This window comes from Streptosporangium sp. NBC_01639 (assembly GCF_045209755.1).
Classification (GTDB): domain Bacteria; phylum Actinomycetota; class Actinomycetes; order Streptosporangiales; family Streptosporangiaceae; genus Streptosporangium.
In genome coordinates this window covers 7,033,499-7,050,474 of sequence record NZ_CP109272.1, presented here as the reverse complement: position 1 = coordinate 7,050,474, position 16,976 = coordinate 7,033,499, and the positions used below count along the sequence as shown (strand labels likewise).

14 protein-coding genes are annotated in these 16,976 nt (G+C 69.2%); 6 read left to right on the top strand and 8 right to left on the bottom strand.

What is annotated here, in order from left to right; all coding sequences use genetic code 11:
* Window positions 1-66 precede the first annotated feature (66 nt).
* Complete coding sequence (locus OHA77_RS32125; protein WP_406313076.1) at window positions 67-1,506, top strand: GuaB1 family IMP dehydrogenase-related protein; 1,440 nt, start codon at window positions 67-69, stop codon at window positions 1,504-1,506.
* Window positions 1,507-1,606: 100 nt separating this feature from the next.
* Window positions 1,607-2,353, top strand: coding sequence for a general stress protein (locus OHA77_RS32120; RefSeq protein ID WP_406313075.1), 747 nt, complete (start codon window positions 1,607-1,609; stop codon window positions 2,351-2,353).
* Here OHA77_RS32120 and OHA77_RS32115 read toward each other — a convergent pair.
* From OHA77_RS32115 to OHA77_RS32105, 3 genes are all read right to left on the bottom strand, one after another.
* The gene (locus OHA77_RS32115) at window positions 2,311-3,261 is read right to left on the bottom strand and encodes a carbohydrate ABC transporter permease (protein ID WP_406313074.1); all 951 of its coding nucleotides are present in this window, start codon (window positions 3,259-3,261) and stop codon (window positions 2,311-2,313) included. The genes OHA77_RS32120 and OHA77_RS32115 overlap by 43 nt on opposite strands.
* 73 nt (window positions 3,262-3,334) lie before the next feature.
* Complete coding sequence (locus OHA77_RS32110) at window positions 3,335-4,306, bottom strand: sugar ABC transporter permease (protein ID WP_326824462.1); 972 nt, start codon at window positions 4,304-4,306, stop codon at window positions 3,335-3,337.
* An 86-nt stretch (window positions 4,307-4,392) separates the two neighbouring features.
* The gene (locus OHA77_RS32105) at window positions 4,393-5,751 is read right to left on the bottom strand and encodes an ABC transporter substrate-binding protein (RefSeq protein ID WP_406313073.1); all 1,359 of its coding nucleotides are present in this window, start codon (window positions 5,749-5,751) and stop codon (window positions 4,393-4,395) included.
* Window positions 5,752-5,944: 193 nt separating this feature from the next.
* On the opposite strand from OHA77_RS32105, the gene OHA77_RS32100 reads away from it, so the two are divergent.
* Together OHA77_RS32100 and OHA77_RS32095 are read left to right on the top strand one after the other, a co-directional pair.
* On the top strand, window positions 5,945-7,324 hold the full coding sequence (locus OHA77_RS32100; protein ID WP_406313072.1) for a GH1 family beta-glucosidase: 1,380 nt from the start codon (window positions 5,945-5,947) through the stop codon (window positions 7,322-7,324).
* On the top strand, window positions 7,321-8,334 hold the full coding sequence (locus OHA77_RS32095) for a LacI family DNA-binding transcriptional regulator (protein ID WP_406313070.1): 1,014 nt from the start codon (window positions 7,321-7,323) through the stop codon (window positions 8,332-8,334). Before OHA77_RS32100 ends, OHA77_RS32095 begins: the two co-directional genes overlap by 4 nt.
* Here the strand turns inward: OHA77_RS32095 and OHA77_RS32090 are convergent.
* The 5 genes from OHA77_RS32090 to OHA77_RS32070 all read right to left on the bottom strand — a co-directional run bounded on the left by OHA77_RS32090 (window position 8,303) and on the right by OHA77_RS32070 (window position 14,015).
* Window positions 8,303-9,298, bottom strand: coding sequence for a LacI family DNA-binding transcriptional regulator (locus OHA77_RS32090; RefSeq protein ID WP_406313069.1), 996 nt, complete (start codon window positions 9,296-9,298; stop codon window positions 8,303-8,305). The two genes, OHA77_RS32095 and OHA77_RS32090, sit on opposite strands and share 32 nt — an antisense overlap.
* Window positions 9,295-10,722, bottom strand: a complete 1,428-nt coding sequence (locus OHA77_RS32085) for a GH1 family beta-glucosidase (protein ID WP_326824467.1) — start codon at window positions 10,720-10,722, stop codon at window positions 9,295-9,297. The genes OHA77_RS32090 and OHA77_RS32085 overlap by 4 nt, the downstream gene beginning before the upstream one ends.
* Before the next feature lie 58 nt (window positions 10,723-10,780).
* On the bottom strand, window positions 10,781-11,563 hold the full coding sequence (locus OHA77_RS32080) for a carbohydrate ABC transporter permease (protein WP_406319908.1): 783 nt from the start codon (window positions 11,561-11,563) through the stop codon (window positions 10,781-10,783).
* A gap of 101 nt (window positions 11,564-11,664) precedes the next feature.
* A complete protein-coding gene (locus OHA77_RS32075; RefSeq protein WP_326824469.1) occupies window positions 11,665-12,630 on the bottom strand; it encodes a sugar ABC transporter permease in 966 nt (321 codons plus the stop codon).
* A 77-nt stretch (window positions 12,631-12,707) separates the two neighbouring features.
* Window positions 12,708-14,015 carry an extracellular solute-binding protein gene (locus OHA77_RS32070; protein ID WP_406313068.1) on the bottom strand — a complete coding sequence of 436 codons (1,308 nt, stop codon included), beginning with the start codon at window positions 14,013-14,015 and terminating at the stop codon, window positions 12,708-12,710.
* A gap of 609 nt (window positions 14,016-14,624) precedes the next feature.
* Between OHA77_RS32070 and OHA77_RS32065 the strand changes: the two genes are divergently transcribed.
* Window positions 14,625-14,999 carry an FKBP-type peptidyl-prolyl cis-trans isomerase gene (locus tag OHA77_RS32065; RefSeq protein WP_406313067.1) on the top strand — a complete coding sequence of 125 codons (375 nt, stop codon included), beginning with the start codon at window positions 14,625-14,627 and terminating at the stop codon, window positions 14,997-14,999.
* A gap of 115 nt (window positions 15,000-15,114) precedes the next feature.
* Window positions 15,115-16,641, top strand: coding sequence for an ATP-dependent DNA ligase (locus OHA77_RS32060; protein WP_406313065.1), 1,527 nt, complete (start codon window positions 15,115-15,117; stop codon window positions 16,639-16,641).
* Window positions 16,642-16,976: the final 335 nt, after the last annotated feature.

Here is a 16,976-nt window from a genome sequence, read left to right as displayed (position 1 = left end):
CCCTCTTCGGCCCCCTGAAACAGGGAACGTTCACCATGGCCCATGCACCGGATAAGGTGGACGAACGTGAAATTCCTCAATGAGATGGCGCCCGCTCACGACCTGACCTACAGCGACGTGTTCATGGTTCCGTCGCGGTCCTCCGTCACCTCCCGGCTCGCCGTCGACCTCTCGACCGACGACGGCACCGGTACCACGATCCCGATCGTGGTCGCCAACATGACGGCGGTCGCGGGACGCCGGATGGCCGAGACCATCGCCAGGCGCGGCGGCATCGCCGTGATCCCGCAGGACATCCCGATCGACGTCGTCGCCGACGTCGTCAGCTGGGTCAAGGCGCGGGACCTGATCCACGACACCCCTCTCACGCTCACCCCGCACGACACCGTCGGCGAGGCGCTCAACCTGCTGCCCAAGCGCGCCCACGGCGCGATCATCATCGTCGACTGGGAGAACCGCCCGGTCGGCGTGGTGACCGAGGGCGACTGCAGTGGCGTGGACATGTACACCCAGCTCTCCCAGGTCATGTCCGACCACCTGCTCACCCTGCCCGCCGGCCTCGACCCGCGGGAGGCCTTCGACCGGCTCCACGGGGGCCGGCACCGGCTCGCCCCGATCGTCGACGGCGAAGGCCGCCTGGTCGGCATCCTGACCCGGACGGGCGCGCTGCGTGCCACGCTGTACCGGCCCGCGCTCGACGCCTCCGGCAGGCTGCGCGTCGCCGCGGCCGTCGGCGTCAACGGCGACGTGGCCGCCAAGGCCAAGGAGCTCCTCGAAGCCGGGATCGACTGCCTGGTCGTGGACACCGCCCACGGCCACCAGGAGAAAATGATCAGTGCGCTGCGGTCGGTCAGGGCACTCGACCCGGGCGTGCCGGTCGCGGCGGGCAACGTCGTCACCGCCGAGGGCGTGCGCGACCTGGCCGAGGCCGGGGCCGACATTCTCAAGGTCGGCGTCGGTCCGGGCGCGATGTGCACCACCCGGATGATGACCGGCGTCGGCCGCCCGCAGTTCTCGGCCGTCCTGGAGTGCTCCGCCGAGGCCCGCCGCCTCGGCCGTCACGTCTGGGCCGACGGCGGCGTCCGCCACCCCCGCGACGTGGCCCTCGCCCTGGCCGCCGGAGCGGCCAACGTGATGATCGGCTCCTGGTTCGCCGGGACCTACGAGTCGCCCGGCGACACCCGTACCGACGCCGACGGACGCAAGTACAAGGAGAACTACGGCATGGCCTCGGCCCGTGCGGTGAAACTGCGCACCTCCGAGGACTCCCCCTTCGAGCGGGCCCGCAAGGCGGTGTTCGAGGAGGGCATCTCCACCTCCCGGATGTATCTCGACCCGGTACGGCCCAGCGTCGAAGACCAGGTCGACGCCATCGTGGCCGGTCTGCGCTCCTCGTGCACCTACGCGGGCGCCTCCACCCTGCAGGAGTTCCACGAGCGCGCGGTGGTCGGCATCCAGAGCGCGTCCGGCTACACCGAGGGCATGCCGCTCCACCAGAGCTGGTAGTCCCCGCCAGGAAGATCTCTCCCGAAGTCCCGCATTGTCGGCGGGGTGGGGGGTAGTCGCCGGGCCGGATCACTCCCTACGCGTGGGAAGGCGAACGGACATGGCAGAGCTCTCCACCCCCCTGGCGGCGACTCAGGTCGTCGTGGACCGAAGAGTCCTGGTCGGTTACGACAACTATCTGGCCGCGCAGCGAGCCGTGGACTCGCTCTCCGACGCGGGCTTCCCCGTCGAGCACGTGGCGATCGTCGGCAGCGACCTGAAGCTGGAGGAGACCGTCACCGGCAGGATGACCAACGGACGCGCCGCGCTCGCCGGAGCCGGGAGCGGTGTGGCCTTCGGCGCCGTGGTGGGGATGTTCCTCGGGCTGTTCACCTCGACCACGATGTCGTTCGTCGTGCTCGTCCTCTGGGCGGCGCTCTGGGGCGCCGTGATGGGTGCCGCCTTCGGGTTCATCAACCACTTCTTCACCCGCGGCAAGCGCGACTTCGCCTCGCGCAGCGCCATCGTCGCCGGCCGCTACGACGTGCTGGTCGCGGCGTCCCACCTGGATCACGCCCGCGCCGTCATGGACGGGGCCCCCGGACCGGCCGACACCATGGTCGTCGAGGTCCCGCCGTCCGCCGGACCCTACGATCCGTCAGCGGTGCAGCCCACCGCCCCGAGCCAGCCCCCTCTCACCCAGCCCGGCGTCGCCGAGCAGGCACCCGCCGCTCAGCCGGCCGCGGCCCCCGGCCACGCCCCCGAGCAGAGCACGGGCCCGGTCCAGGCGGCAGCCCCGGAACAGACCTCCGCCGCACCGGAGGATCAGCCCTTGACGCTGCCCGCCAGCAGGCCGCGGACGAAGTAGCGCTGCATCGACAGGAAGACGGCCAACGGGATGACCACCGAGACGAACGCGCCCGAGGTCAGGCGCTGCCACTCGTTGCCCTTGGTGCCGGCCATCTGCGCCAGCCGTACCGTCATGGGTGCGGTCTCGGCGGTGCCGCCGGCGAAGATCAGGGCCACCAGCAGGTCGTTCCAGACCCAGAGGAACTGGAAGATGCCGAAGGTGGCCAGCGCGGGTCCGACCAGGGGCAGGACGAGCTTGCGCAGGATGGTGCCGTGGGTGGCGCCGTCCACCCTGGCGGCCTCCATCAGCTCACCGGGCAGTTCGGCCATGAAGTTGTGGATCAGGAAGATGCCCAGCGGGAGTGCGAAGCAGGTGTGGGCGAACCAGACCTGGACGAAGCGACCGGAGCCCTCCAGGTCCCAGGCGGGCAGGAGGTGGACGCCGAAGACGTCCACGCCCTGGGAGAAGAACGACAGCAGCGGGACCAGCGCCATCTGCAGCGGCACGATCTGGAGGGCGAAGATGCCGATGTAGATCCATTCGCGCCCCCGGAACGGCAGCCAGGCCAGCGCGTAGGCGGCGAAGGTGGCCAGGGCCAGCGGGAGGAGCACCGAGGGGACCGTGATGACGATGGAGTTGATCAGGAAGCTGGCCATCTGCCCGGAGGACGAGGAGGTGCCGAACAGCACCTGCTGGTAGTTCTCCAGGGTGAGCTGCGGGTCGGAGAAGAACGTCCACCAGCCGGTGGACTTGATCTGGTCCTCCGGGCGCAGCGAGGAGAGCAGCAGGCCGAAGGTCGGGGTGGTCCACAGGACCGCGATGACGATCGCCGCGGCACTGGCGACCTTGCCGCTGAGCCCCCGCCGGACGCGCTGCGGCGCGGTCGTGGCCCGGGGGCGCACCGCGGTCTGGGTCAATGTGGTCACGCGGACTCCTTCGCCGGCCACACTGCTGTGGCGCCGTGCATGTCGACCCGCCCGCGCATCCCGGCTCGCTCGCTCACCGGACCTCCCGGCGCTGGCGGATCTGGTAGATCACAATGGGCGTCACCAGGGCGAACAGGAAGACGGCGAGCGCCGCGCCCTTGCCGGTCTCGCCGTAGCGGAACGCCTGGTTGTACATCTCGTTGGCGATGACGCTGGTGTCGAACTGGCCGCCGGTCATCGTGCGCACGATGTCGAACAGCTTCAGCGTGGCGATCGACTGGGTGACCGCGACCACGACCACGGCCGAGCGGATGGAGGGCAGCGTCACGCGGAAGAACATCTGCGCCGGGCTCGCCCCGTCCAGCCGGGCGGCCTCGACGATCTCCGCCGGGATTCCCTTGATCGCGGCGGAGAGCACCACGGTGGCGAAGCCGGCCTGGATCCAGACCATCACCACGATCAGGAACAGCGTGTTCGTCGGAGATTCCTGCAGCCACTGCTGTGGTTCGCCGCCCATGGCGACCACGAGCTGGTTGAGCAGGCCGATCTGGTCCTGGTCGTCGGCGCGGTAGGCGTAGACGAAACGCCAGATGATGCCGGCGCCGACGAACGAGATCGCCATCGGCAGGAAGACCAGCGACTTGGCGAGCGACTCGAAGCGGGTGCGGTCCACCATGACGGCGTAGAGCAACCCGACGGAGGTCACCAGCAGCGGCACGAGCAGGACCCAGATGAGCGTGTTGCGCAGCACGGTCAGGGCTTCGGGCTGGGTGAACATCCAGGCGTAGTTGTCCAGGCCCACCCACCGCATGCCGTCGCCGCTCATGAACGACAGCAGGGTCGTCCGTACGGCGGGCACCACCAGGCCGATGGAGAGAAGGGCGACGGCGGGCAGGAGCAGGATCGTCGCGTGGGTCCAGGCCCGCCGCCGCATCGGGGCGCGGTCGACCAGCAACAGGATCACCGCGACCACCACGAGGAAGGCGGCGACGCCGATCAGCAACTGGACGAGTTTGGGCTGTTCGGCGGCGAAGTCGAAGTCCATCGGAGGGATCTCCCGGGATGATCATGCCGATACGGGCGATGCATCCGGTCGCGTGAGCTGCGCGCGACCGGATGCATCGTCACATATCAGGACTTGGGCCAGGAGGCATCGATGTAGTCGAGCACCGTCTTGGTGTCCTTGCCGTTGATCCAGTCGGTCATGCCCTTCCAGAAGGTGCCGGCGCCGACCGCGGCGGGCATCAGGTCCGAGCCGTCGAACCGGAAGACCGTGTCGGGGTTCTGCAGCATCTCCATGGAGAGCTTGTCGATCGGGTTCTGCGCCAGGGCCGGGTCCACGCCCTTGCGCGCGGTGACGTAGGTCGCCAGCTTCATCCGGGCCGCGGGGAACTCCGCCGAGGCGAGGTACGCCTGCACGGCCTGGACCTCCGGACGGTCGGCGAAGGCCGCCACGAACTCGCCCGCGCCGAGGACCGGCTTCTTGGCCGGGTCGTTGCCCGGCAGGTAGAAGGCGAACACGTCACCGTCCTCGGCCACCTTGGTGCCCTCCGGCCAGAAGTTGGCGTAGAAGGACGCCTGGCGGTGCAGCGCGCACTTGCCCTGCGTGATCGGGACGCCGCCCTCCTGGAAGGCGGTGCTGACGATCGACTTCACCGGACCGTAGCCGCCGTTGACGAACTTCTCGTTCTTGAGGATCGCACCGACCTTGTCCGCCGCGGCGACGACCTTGGGGTCGTTGAACGCGAGCTTGTGGCTCACCCAGTCGTCGTACCCCTCGGGGCCGACCTCGCGGAGGATGATGTCCTCGATCCAGTCCGTGGCCGGCCAGCCGGTCGCGTCACCGGACTCGAGGCCGACGCACCACGGCTTGACGCCGGAGGCCGCGATGGTGTTGGTGAGGGTCATCAGCTCGTCCCAGGTCGTGGGGACGGTCCAGCCCTTCTCCTTGAACATGCCCGGCGAGTACCAGACGAAGGACTTCACGCTGGCGCCCAGCGGCGCGCCGTAGAAGGTGCCGTCGACGGTCGAGTACTTGGCCCAGTCCGGCGACCAGCCCTCGTCGGCCAGTTTCTTCACCTCGGCCGAGGCGGGCTTGAGCTTGCCGGCCTTGGCGAAACGCTCCAGCAGGCCCGGCTGCGGGAAGAAGGCGATGTCCGGCGGATTTCCGCCGTCGGCGCGCACCTGGATCTGGGCCTCGAACTCGCCGGTGCCCTCATATGTGATCTTCATTCCCGTGCATTTCGCGAACGGCTTCCACGCCTGCTCGAACAGGTCGGCCTCGGTGTCGCGGATCGGGGAGTAGATGCTGACGGTCTTGCCGGCGTGGTTACCGTACTTGGTGAAGGCCGCGCAATCAGCCGACGTGCTGCTGCCGCCTCCGCCCGCCGACGGCTTGTTCTCCGTTGATGCGCAGGCGGTGGCGACCAGCGCCAGCCCAATGGTGCCCGCCACCAAGGTGACGCGGTTGGTCCGCGAGAGGAGCGACATGGACCTTCCTCCATATAAAGTTGCCGGGAAGCTTGAGAGCGCTCTCTGGAGAGAGTCGTCTGCGCACATCTCAATGTCAATAACTGTGATATTACGGTTACAGCCCCATTTTTCTTGACATGCAACTCCGACAGACGTGATTCTCAAGAGAGCGCTCTCACAGAACCGCGGAACAGAATGGAGCGGCGAGGATATGACCATCTCCGCTGAGAAATCCCCCGTCCTCAAGGACTCCAGCGCGCTGAGATTCCCCGAGGGATTCGTCTGGGGCGCCGCCACCGCGGCCTACCAGATCGAGGGCGCGGCCCGGGACGACGGCAGGGGTCCCTCCATCTGGGACACCTTCTCCCGGACTCCCGGCAAGGTGCATGCCGGGCACACCGGCGACGTGGCCTGCGACCACTACCACCGCTACCCCGAAGACATCCGCATCATGGGCGACCTCGGTCTGGCCGCCTACCGCTTCTCCGTCTCCTGGCCCCGTATCCAACCCGACGGCTCAGGCCCGGCCAACCCGCGCGGCCTGGACTTCTACGACCGCCTGGTGGACGGGCTGCACGGAGCCGGCATCACCCCGATCGTGACGCTCTACCACTGGGACCTGCCGCAGACCCTGGAGGATCGAGGCGGCTGGACCAACCGGGAGACCGCCGAACGGTTCGCCGAATACGCCGAGATAGTACACGCGCGGCTGGGTGATCGGGTCGAGACGTGGACCACACTGAACGAGCCCTGGTGCTCGGCCTTTCTCGGCTACGCCTCGGGCATCCACGCGCCGGGCCGTACCGAGCCGGAGCTGAGCTTCGCCGCCGTCCACCACCTGCTGCTCGGCCACGGGCTGGCGACCGGGGCGCTGCGCGCGGCGGGAGCGGGCCGGATCGGCATCACGCTCAACCTCTCGCCGGTGCTCGGTGACGACGCCGAGGCGGTGTCCGTCGTGGACGGCCTGCAGAACCGGATCTTCCTTGACCCGGTGCTGCGCGGGGAGTATCCCGCCGACGTGGTCGGGCGGGCCGGCCGCTTCACCGACTGGTCCTTCGTCAGGGAGGGCGATCTGGAGATCATCAGCCGGCCGATCGACCTGCTGGGGGTGAACTACTACAACCCGCAGACCGTGGCCGCCCGCACCGGCGAACCCGCCAACCCCGTCTACCCGGGCAGCGAGGGCATCTCCTTCCCCCGCCCCGACGTACCGAAGACCGCGATGGGCTGGCCGGTCCAGCCGTTCGGGCTGACCGACCTCCTGGTACGGCTGTCGCGGGACTACCCCGGCACTCCGCTGGTCATCACCGAGAACGGCGCGGCCTTCGACGACGTCGTGGAGGCCGGCCGGGTCCACGACACGGACCGCGTGTCCTACCTCGACGGGCACCTGCGCGCCGCCCACGCCGCCATCGAGGCGGGCGCCGACCTGCGCGGCTACCTGGTCTGGTCGCTGCTGGACAACTTCGAGTGGGCCGAGGGCTACGCCAAGCGGTTCGGCATCGTGCACGTCGACTACGCCACGCAGCACCGCACCCCCAAGGACAGCGCGCTCTGGTACCGCGAAGTCGTCGGCCGGAACGGCCTGTGAGGGTCCGGCCGACCCTGGAGAAGGTCGCCGCCCGGGCTGGGGTGTCCCGGGCGACCGCCTCCCGGGTGGTCAACGGGTCCTCCCGGGTCGCCCCGCAGATCCGTGAGGCGGTGAACCGCGCCGTGGAGGAGCTGGGCTACGTCCCCAACCAGGCGGCGCGGAGCCTGGTCACCCGGCGGGCCGACTCGATCGCCCTGGTGTTCCCCGAACCGGCGACCCGCGTCTTCTCCGACGACCCGACCTTCGCCGGGATCATCCGGGGGGTCAGCATGGAGATCGAGAAGGCCGACAAGCAGCTCGTGCTGATGCTCACCGGCCCGGACGGCGGCTATCACCGGGTCGAGCGCTACGCGACCAACGGGCACGTGGACGGTGTGATCATCGCATCGATGCACGGGACCGATCCGCTACCGGGCATCCTGTCCCGGCGGGGCGTCCCGGTGGTCTGCGGCGGCCGGCCCGGCGTGCCCAGCGAGCTGCCGTACGTGGACATGGACAACTCCGGTGGCGCCGAGCGCGCGGTCCAGCACCTGGTGGAACAGGGGCGCCGGCGGATCGCGACCATCGCCGGCCCGCAGGACATGATCGCCGGGATCGACCGGCTCTCCGGCTACCGCAACGTGCTGCGTGACTCCGACCGCCGCTCCATCGTCGCGGTCGGCGACTTCACCCGCGAGTCCGGTGCGATCGCCATGCGCCAGCTGCTGGCCGACGACCCGGAGCTGGACGCGGTGTTCGTGGCCAACGACCTGATGGCGCTGGGCGCGCTGCGGGCGCTGCGCCGGGCGGGCCGGAGGGTCCCCGACGACGTCGCCGTCGTCGGCTTCGACGACATCCCGGCCGCGGCCTATGCCGAGCCGCCGCTGACCACCGTCCGCCAGCCGACCGTGGAGATGGGGCAACGGCTGGCGCGCATGGTGCTGGACCCCGGGGAGAGGGCGCCACTGGTGCTCCCCACCGAACTGGTGGTGCGGGAATCTACGAAGACGCCCTTACGACGAGCTCCGTAGGCATGATCACCGGTTCGGTGGGGCCGTCCGCCAGGAGGCCGAGCAGCAGGCGGACCATGGCGGCGGCCTGCTTCGCGTGCGAGGTGTGGACAGTGGTGAGCGGCGGGTCGGTGTAGCGGGCGGCCTCTATGTCGTCGTAACCGACGACGGCGACGTCGTCGGGGATGCTGCGGCCGGCCTGCCGCAGCGCGTGCATGGCGCCGATCGCCATCAGGTCGTTGGCGGCGAACACCGCGTCCAGCTCCGGGTCGTCGGCCAGCAGCTGGCGCATGGCGATCGCACCGGACTCGCGGGTGAAGTCGCCGACCGCGATGATGGAACGGCGGTCGGAGTCCTGGAGCACCTGCCGGTACCCGGTCAGCCGGTCCTGCCCGCCGATCATGTCCAGTGGCCCGGCGATCGTCGCGATCCGCCGTCGCCCTTGCTCCAGCAGGTGACGTACGGCGACGGCCGCGCCGCCCACGTTGTCGTTGTCCACGTAGGGGATGTCGACCGGCACGGCCGGCCTGCCGTACGAGACGACCGGGACGCGCAGCCGGGTGAGCGCGACGGGCAGCGGATCGGCGCCGTGGCTTGACACGAGCATGACACCGTCCACGTGACCGCCGGCGATGTAGTTCTCCGCCCGCGCGTGACTCTGCGGAGACCCGGCCAGCAGGAGCACGACCTGCATGTTGACGGCCTCCAGCTCGATGCTGGCCGAGCGGATCACGGTGGAGAACATCGGATCGTCGGAGAACACCCGGTTCGGCGACTCCGAGACGACGAGCGCGACCGAGTTGGTCCGCTGGGTGACCAGGTTCCGTGCCGCCCCGTTGGGGACGTAGCCCAGCTCGTGCACCGCTCGCAGGACTATGTCGCGGATGTCCGGAGTCACTGTGGTCTGACCGTTCACCACCCGGGAGACGGTCGACCGGGAGACCCCGGCTCGGGCGGCGACCGCCTCCAAGGTGGGTCGTCTCATCTGGTCCCCCGTAGTCCGTTCCCCTTGATGACCTCGCGATACCACAGCGCGCTGTCCTTGAGCAGGCGGCGCTGGGTGGCGAAGTCGACGTGCACGATGCCGAACCTGCGCCGGTACCCCTCGGCCCATTCGAAATTATCCAGCAGAGACCAGACCAGATAGCCCCGCACATCCGCACCCTCGGCGATCGCCGCGTGTACGGCGCGCAGATGACCGTCCAGATAGCCGGTCCGGCCGGTGTCGTGGACCCGGCCGTCCTCCACGACGTCGTCGAAGGCCGCGCCGTTCTCGGTGACGATCAGACCCACCTCGGGATAGTCGTCGGCCAGCCGCAGGAGCAGCCGGGACAGCCCGTTGGGCACGATCGGCCAGCCCATGGCGGTGACCGGCGCGTCGACCGTGCAGAAGCGGACGTCCTCGCTGCCCGGCCACGCCGCGTCGGCCGCCTCCCCGGGACCGGACTCGACCACACACGGGTTGTAGTAGTTGATGCCGATCGCCTCGATCGGCTGGTTGATCGTTTGGAGGTCGCCGTCACGGATGTGGGCGAGACCGCCGTTGCGTTCGACGACCGCCAGCAGCTGCGCGGGATACTCCCCGCGCAGCGCGGGGTCGAGGAACTGCCGGACGAGCAGGGTGTCGATCCGGTCCACCGCCTCGGTGTCCGCCGCCGACGGCTCGGCCGCCGGGTCGCGCACCTGCTCAGGAGTGATCACCGGCGCGAGGTTGAGCACCAGCGCGACCTCCTCGGCTCCCCCGGCGCGGAGCGCCTGCGTCGCCAGCCCATGCCCCAGCAGCAGGTGGTGGGCCGCTCGCAGCGCGGCGGCGGGGTCCTGCCTGCCCGGCGCGTGGACCCCGTTCCCGTAGCCGAGGAAGGCCGACACCCACGGCTCGTTGAGGGTGCTCCAGTGCTGGACCCGATCCCCCAGCCGCTCGTGTACGGCCCGCGCGTAGTCGGCGAACCGGTGGGCGGTGTCCCGCGCGGGCCAGCCGCCGGCGTCCTCCAGCGTCTGGGGCAGGTCCCAGTGGTAGAGGGTGGCGTACGGCGTTATCCCGGCCTCCAGCAGCCTGTCGACCAGGCGGCTGTAGAAGTCCAGGCCCCGGGGGTTGATCCGGCCGGTGCCGTCGGGCTGGACGCGAGGCCAGGCGACGGAGAAACGGTAGGCGGCCAGGCCCAGCTCGCTCATCAGCCGGACGTCGTCGGCGTAGTGGAAATAGTGCTCGCAGGCCACGTCACCGGTGTCGCCCCCGGCGACCTTGCCCGGCGTACCGGAGAAGGTGTCCCAGATCGAGGGCTGCCTGCCGTCCTCCTTGACCGCGCCCTCGATCTGGTAGGACGCGGTGGCGGCGCCCCAGACGAAACCGGTGGGGAAGTCCGCGCGCCCCTGCGTGAGGGTCGCCCCCCGAATACCCGCGACGGTCATCGAATCTCCTTGAGCGTGGATACCCCCACCTCCGGGCGGGGGAGGAAACGGGAGGAGGTCAACCCTTTACAGCTCCTTGCATGATTCCTCCGATGATCTGTTTTCCGAGCAGTGCGAACACCGCGACCAGTGGCAGGGTGCCGAGCGTGGTGCCCGCCAGCCCGAGCACGTAGTCGTTGACGTATCCGCTGGCCAGTGTGGACAGGGCGACCTGCACCGTCGGGTCCTCCGGGGTCAGGACGACCAGCGGCCAGAAGTAGTCGTTCCAGGCCGACATGAAGGTGAGCATGCCGAGCACGGCCGCCGCGGGGCGGGCGACCGGGAGCACGACGTGCCAGAAGAGGCCCCAGGTGGTGCATCCGTCGACCCGGCCGGCCTCCAGCAGCTCGGTCGGCAGCGCCCGGGACAGATACTGGGTCATGAAGAACACGCCGAACGCGTTGACGAGCGCGGGCACGATCAGCGCGTACATGGTGCCGGTCCACTCCAGCTTCACCATCAGCATGTACAGCGGGATGATCCCGAGCTGGGCCGGCACCATCATGGTCGCCACGGTGAGCACCAGCAGGGCGTTCCTGCCGCGGAAGCGCAGCTTGGCGAAGGCGAACCCGGCCAGCGTGGAAAGGAACATCACCGCGAGCGCGATGGAACCGGAGACCAGGACGGAGTTGACCATCGCCAGGGCGAAGGGGACGGTGTCGAAGACGCGGGCGATATTGGCGAAGAGGTTGCCGCCGGGCAGCAGCGGGGGCGGGACCTCGGCCAGGGCCGCGTTGTCGCGGGAGGCCACCACGACGCTGTAGTAGAGCGGCAGTGCGGAGAAGAACGCCACTGCGACCAGGGTGAGGTAGGTGAGCCGGCGGGCGGCGCCGGAGCGGGGACGCCGGCCCGCGGGGACGGCGGCGCGATGACGCCGGTCGGTGCGGACGGCGGTGCGGGCGTTCACGTCAGCCCTCCCTTCGCGCGGCGGGTGAGCAGGTAGTTGACGCCCGCGACCAGGACGATGAAGGCGAACATCATCCAGGAGATGGCCGAGGCGTAGCCGAAGTCGAGCTTGGTGAAGTTCTCGTAGATGAACAGCGAGAGCGTCTGGTACTGCCGGTCCGGGCCGCCGGAGATGCTGTAGGAGCCGAACAGCAGCGGCTCGGCGAGGATCTGCATCGCACCGATCGTCGAGGTGATGACGACGAAGACGGTGGTGGGCCTGATCATCGGAATGGTGATCTTGCGGAGCTGGGTGAACCCGCTCGCACCGTCGAGGGTGGCCGCCTCGTACAGTTCGCGCGGTACGGCCTGCATGGCCGCCAGGAAGATCAGCGTGTTGTAGCCCGTCCACCGCCACATGATCATTACGGAGATGGCGGCGTGGGAGGTGGCCACCCCCTCGTTCCAGGCGACGCCGCCGACGCCGAACCAGGAAAGCATCCAGTTGATCATGCCGAAGTCGCGGCCGAACAGCTGGCTGAAGATGACCACCACCGCGACCACGCTGGTCACGTTGGGCAGCAGCAGCGTGATGCGGAAGAAGGTCTGCGCCCGCAGCGGCCGGTTCAGCAGGTGAGCCAGCCAGATGGCCAGCAGCAGTTGCGGCGCGGTGGACAGCACTCCGATGGACAGGGTGTTGAAGGTGGCGTTCCAGAAGTAGTCGTCGGCGAGCAGCGTCCTGAAGTTGTCCAGGCCGACGAAGGTCTGCTCATCTGACAGCAGGGTCCACTCATGCAGGCTCACCCAGGCGGTGTAGGCCAGGGGGAACAGCCCGAACGCGGAGAACAACAGGAAGAACGGGGCCACGTAGGCGTACGGCGAGCCTTTGACGTCGAGCTGGTGGACCAGATGGCGGCGGAGACGGCGGGATCGCACCGGCCTGTTCGGTGGGACCGCCAGGCGGTCCGGTGCGCGGGTGGCCATGGCAGCTCCTTTCGGCGATTCGTCGGGGAGGGCAGGTGGCCGGCCGGTGCGGGGCCGGCCGGCCGGGGAACGACGGGCTACTTGATCCTGCCGACGTCCTTCAGCGCCTGTGCCCAGGCCTCCTCGGCGTTCTGCTTGCCCTGCTCCACCCGCTGGAGGCCGTTGTTGAACGCCAGCAGGACGTCGCCGGCCTTGGGACCCACGTGCTGCGCCTTGAGCGCCTTCGCCGCACTGGTGAAGATCTTGCCGATCGGCGCGTTGCCGAAGTAGGGGTTGACGTAGTCCGCCACCGCGGGGTCGTCGTACAGGACGGGCAGCGAGGGCAGCGCGCTGGCCTCCTTGAAGAGCATGATCTGGCTCTCCTTGTTGGTCAGCAGGTCGATCAGCTCGGCGGCCTCCTTGGGGTGCTTGCCCTGCTTGGGCAGCATCAGGTGAGTGCCGCCCTGGTTGCCGCCGCCACCGGGCACCGCGGCGATGTCCCAGGTGCCCTCACCGGGCTTCTGGTCCTTGATCGTGCCGGTCTTCCAGGCCGGGCAGACCATGGTGGCGAAGGTGCCCTTGGCGATCCCGGTGTTCCACGGCGGGGTGAAGGCGGCGAGCTTGGCGGACAACCCCCCGTCAATGATGTTCACGGACATGTCGTAGGCCTTACGCACCTCCGGGTTGGTGCCGGCGACGATCTTGTACTGGTCGTCGTAGAACCCGACGGGGGCCTGCTCGACCATTGCGCGGAAGTGCTCACCGGGGCCGTCGGTGAACTTGGCGCCCGCGACCTTGGCCGCGACGAACTTCTTGCCGGTCTCGACGTAGGCGTCCCAGGTCGGCCAGAGCGCCGACACCCCTTCGCGGTCACTGGGCAGACCGGCCTTCTTGAACAGGTCGGGGCGGTAACACATGGCGAGTCCGCCGACGTCGGTGCCCAGCCCCATGAGCGAGGAGCCGTCGTTGGAGACGCCCAGCTGCCACTTCCAGTCGAGGTATTCGCTCTGGCGCTTGTCCAGGCCGTAGTCCTTGAGGTTGTAGAACTTGCCGGGTACGGGGGTGAAGGCGCCGACGTAGCCGCCCTCGACGGCGACGACGTCCGCGGCGCCCGCGCCGGTGGTCAGCTGCGTGATGAGGTTGGTGTGGTGGTCGTTGAACTGCGAGCGGCGCTCCACGATCTCCACGTTGGGGTGGGTCTTCTTGAACTCCTCATACAGCGGCGCGTAGTGGAAGTCGCTGAAGAGCGCGACGGTCAGCTTGATCTTCTCCCCTGGCTGGGAGGCCGCCGCGCTGCTTCCTGTGGTGCCGCCGCCGCCGTCGCCGCCGCCGCAGGCGGCGAGGCTCATGGCCAACGCCGACACGGCGACCATCGGGGTGAGGAACCGCTGACGTAGCTTGCGCATGGAACCCTCCTAGGGTCCTCATAAGTGATCATGGAGAGAGCGCTCCCTGAGCAGATTGATGGCAGTGGAGTTACCTGTCAACGACATCTCGGATAACGATCGCTGTTATCAATCGACCAAGAATTGGAGAGCGCTCTCCAAAAATGCGTCGGGTTTTCGCAGGTCAAATAGGCGCAGGGAGATCGTTTATGCAATTGTGGGAACGCTCCCATCAAAAAAGTCAGATGAACGTCGCGTGGCGGCCATATTTCGCGGCGGCGGTCCCGGCGCCGCCGACTCTGACCGTCGTCGCCGGCCTCTGATGCGGGGAGCGCTCCCCGTGTTTCTTCACCGGCTTGCCGCGGATCGGCCGACCACCCGCCCGGCTCACCGAACCAGCCGCATCCGCTTCGCGGTCAGCCGCCCGGCTCACCGCATCGCACGCAAGGGGATCCCGGCGGTGGAGCCGCGCCTCCGGGGTGCGGGACCGTACGTCCCCGCCACGGCCTACCTGGGAAGTGCGACGCCGGCCCCGGCGTGTCCCTCTGTCTCTCATCCGCCCGCCGGACCCCGTAGAGTCATCCGGCCGGTCGGAAACCAACCGGCGCGTATCCAACCAAGGAGAACCACGTGGCACTGGAGAAGCCGGAGATCGACTTCCCGGAGGGCGACGCGCCCGCGGAGCTGCAGATCGTCGACATCGTCGAGGGGAACGGCCAGGAGGCCAAACCCGGGCACAGGGTCAGCGTGCACTACGTCGGCGTTGCCTTCTCCACCGGCGAGGAGTTCGACGCGTCGTGGAACCGCGGTGACGCCTTCGACTTCCAGCTGGGCGGCGGTCAGGTCATCACGGGCTGGGACCAGGGGGTGGCGGGCATGAAGGTCGGCGGCCGCCGCCGTCTCACCATCCCGCCCCACCTCGGCTACGGCAGCCGCGGCGCGGGTGCCCGTATCAAGCCGGGCGAGACGCTCATCTTCGTCGTGGATCTGCTCGGCGTCAGCTGACGGGCCGCTGACGGGCCGTCCCTCCGAGGAGGGACGGCCCGTGTCTCCGAGGATCACTCCGAAAAGCGGGATCCGCACTCCCGGAATGTCACCCCCAGCTCTTAGGCTGGGCCTTGTGCTGTTGATCGATCTTGCCCGCACCTCCGCCGCCGTCGCCGCGGGCTCCGCCCGGCTGGCCAAGGTCGGCCATCTCGCGGAGTTGCTCGGCCGGGTCACCCCGGACGAGGCGGAGATCGCCATCGCCTATCTCTCCGGCGAGCTGCCACAGCGCCATATCGGTGTGGGCTGGGCCGGCCTGCAGGACCCGCCGGACCCGCGGCTGGCCGCGACCGCCACCCTGCGCCAGGTCAACGACCTCCTCGACCGGGTCAAGGCCCAGTCCGGTCCGGGCTCCCAGGCGGCGCGTAAGGTCCTGATCACCGAGCTGTTCGGAGCACTCACCCGCCAGGAGCAGACCTTCCTGTTCCGCCTGCTCCGCAGCGAATTGCGGCAGGGCGCGCTGGACGGGGTGATGGTCGAGGCCATCGCGAAGGCGGCCGCGGTGCCGGTGGCCGAGGTCCGCCGGGCACTGACCCTCCGCGGCTGGCTGCCCGCCGTCGGCGCCGCCGCGCTGAGCGGCGGGATCGAGGAGCTGCGCGCCTTCCACCTGGAGGTGGGCCGTCCCGTGTCACCGATGCTCGCGCAGAGCGCCACCTCCGTCGCCGCCGCCATGGGCAAGCTCGGCGGCCCGGTGGCGATCGAGTGGAAGCTCGACGGTGTCCGGGTGCAGGCGCACCGCTCCGGTGACGCGGTGCGTGTTTTCACCCGGACCCTCGACGACATCACCGCCCAGGTGCCCGAGCTGGTCGAGGCGGTCCGGGCGCTGCCCTCCGATGACCTCGTCCTGGACGGCGAGGTCATCGCGCTCCGTCCCGACGGCAGCCCCGAGCCCTTTCAGATCACCTCAGGCCGGGTGTCCAGCCGTATCGACGTGACCGGGGCGCGCGAGAAGACCCCGCTCCGGGTCTTCTTCTTCGACGCCCTCCGGGTGGACGGCGCCGATCTGCTCGAGCTGCCGGGCGAGACACGCCATTCGGCGCTGGTCGCGGCCGTCCCCCCGGAGCTGGTGACCCCCCGTCTGGTCACCGACGACGTCACGCACGGGGAGGCGTTCTTCAAGGAGGTCGTCAGGAGCGGTCACGAGGGCGTGGTGGTCAAGTCGCTGCACACGCCCTACGCCGCCGGACGACGCGGTGCCGGCTGGATCAAGGTGAAGCCCCGGCACACTCTCGATCTGGTCGTCCTCGCCGTCGAGTGGGGCAGCGGCCGCCGCGAGGGCAGGCTCTCCAACCTGCATCTGGGCGCCCGCGATCCGCAGAGCGGTGAGTTCGTCATGCTCGGCAAGACCTTCAAGGGGCTGACCGACGAGCTGCTCGCCTGGCAGACGGAACGCTTCCTGGAGCTTGCCGAGGGCCCCACCGACGGCTGGACCGTCGTCGTCCGCCCCGAGCTCGTCGTCGAGATCGCGTTCGACGGGGTCCAGCAGTCCAGCCGTTACCCCGGGGGAATGGCACTCCGCTTCGCGCGGGTGATCCGCTACCGCCCCGACAAGAGCACCGCCGAGGCCGACACCGTGGAGACGGTGCGCTCCCTCATGCTCTGATCTGCCCTGCCCTGTTTTGACCTGCGCTGCGCCGACCTTGTCCTGATCTGCGCTGCGCTTGCCCTGACCTGTGTCGACCTGGCCTTGCCTGCTCGGACTGCGCCGCCTTGCCCTGTTCTACTCTGCCCTGACCTGCGATGACCCGGTCTGTCCTGTTCTACTCTGACCTGCCCTGATCCGGCCCATGCCGCCCCGATCCGTCGGCCACGTACCGGACAGAAGGGCACGTCGACGTCTCACCCCGGGATCACGATCCAAGACCCGAGGCCGCATCTGCGCGACGTCCTGGATATGGGCCTTCACCGAAGTCTCAGGGGTGCGGTCCATCAATCCTG

Coding starts and splice junctions, on each gene's coding strand:
- OHA77_RS32120 (WP_406313075.1), top strand. CDS start 1,607: ATGGCAGAGCTCTCCACCCCCCTGGCGGCGACTCAGGTCGTCGTGGAC.
- OHA77_RS32110 (WP_326824462.1), bottom strand. CDS start 4,306: ATGGACTTCGACTTCGCCGCCGAACAGCCCAAACTCGTCCAGTTGCTG.
- OHA77_RS32105 (WP_406313073.1), bottom strand. CDS start 5,751: ATGTCGCTCCTCTCGCGGACCAACCGCGTCACCTTGGTGGCGGGCACC.
- OHA77_RS32100 (WP_406313072.1), top strand. CDS start 5,945: ATGACCATCTCCGCTGAGAAATCCCCCGTCCTCAAGGACTCCAGCGCG.
- OHA77_RS32090 (WP_406313069.1), bottom strand. CDS start 9,298: ATGAGACGACCCACCTTGGAGGCGGTCGCCGCCCGAGCCGGGGTCTCC.
- OHA77_RS32085 (WP_326824467.1), bottom strand. CDS start 10,722: ATGACCGTCGCGGGTATTCGGGGGGCGACCCTCACGCAGGGGCGCGCG.
- OHA77_RS32075 (WP_326824469.1), bottom strand. CDS start 12,630: ATGGCCACCCGCGCACCGGACCGCCTGGCGGTCCCACCGAACAGGCCG.
- OHA77_RS32070 (WP_406313068.1), bottom strand. CDS start 14,015: ATGCGCAAGCTACGTCAGCGGTTCCTCACCCCGATGGTCGCCGTGTCG.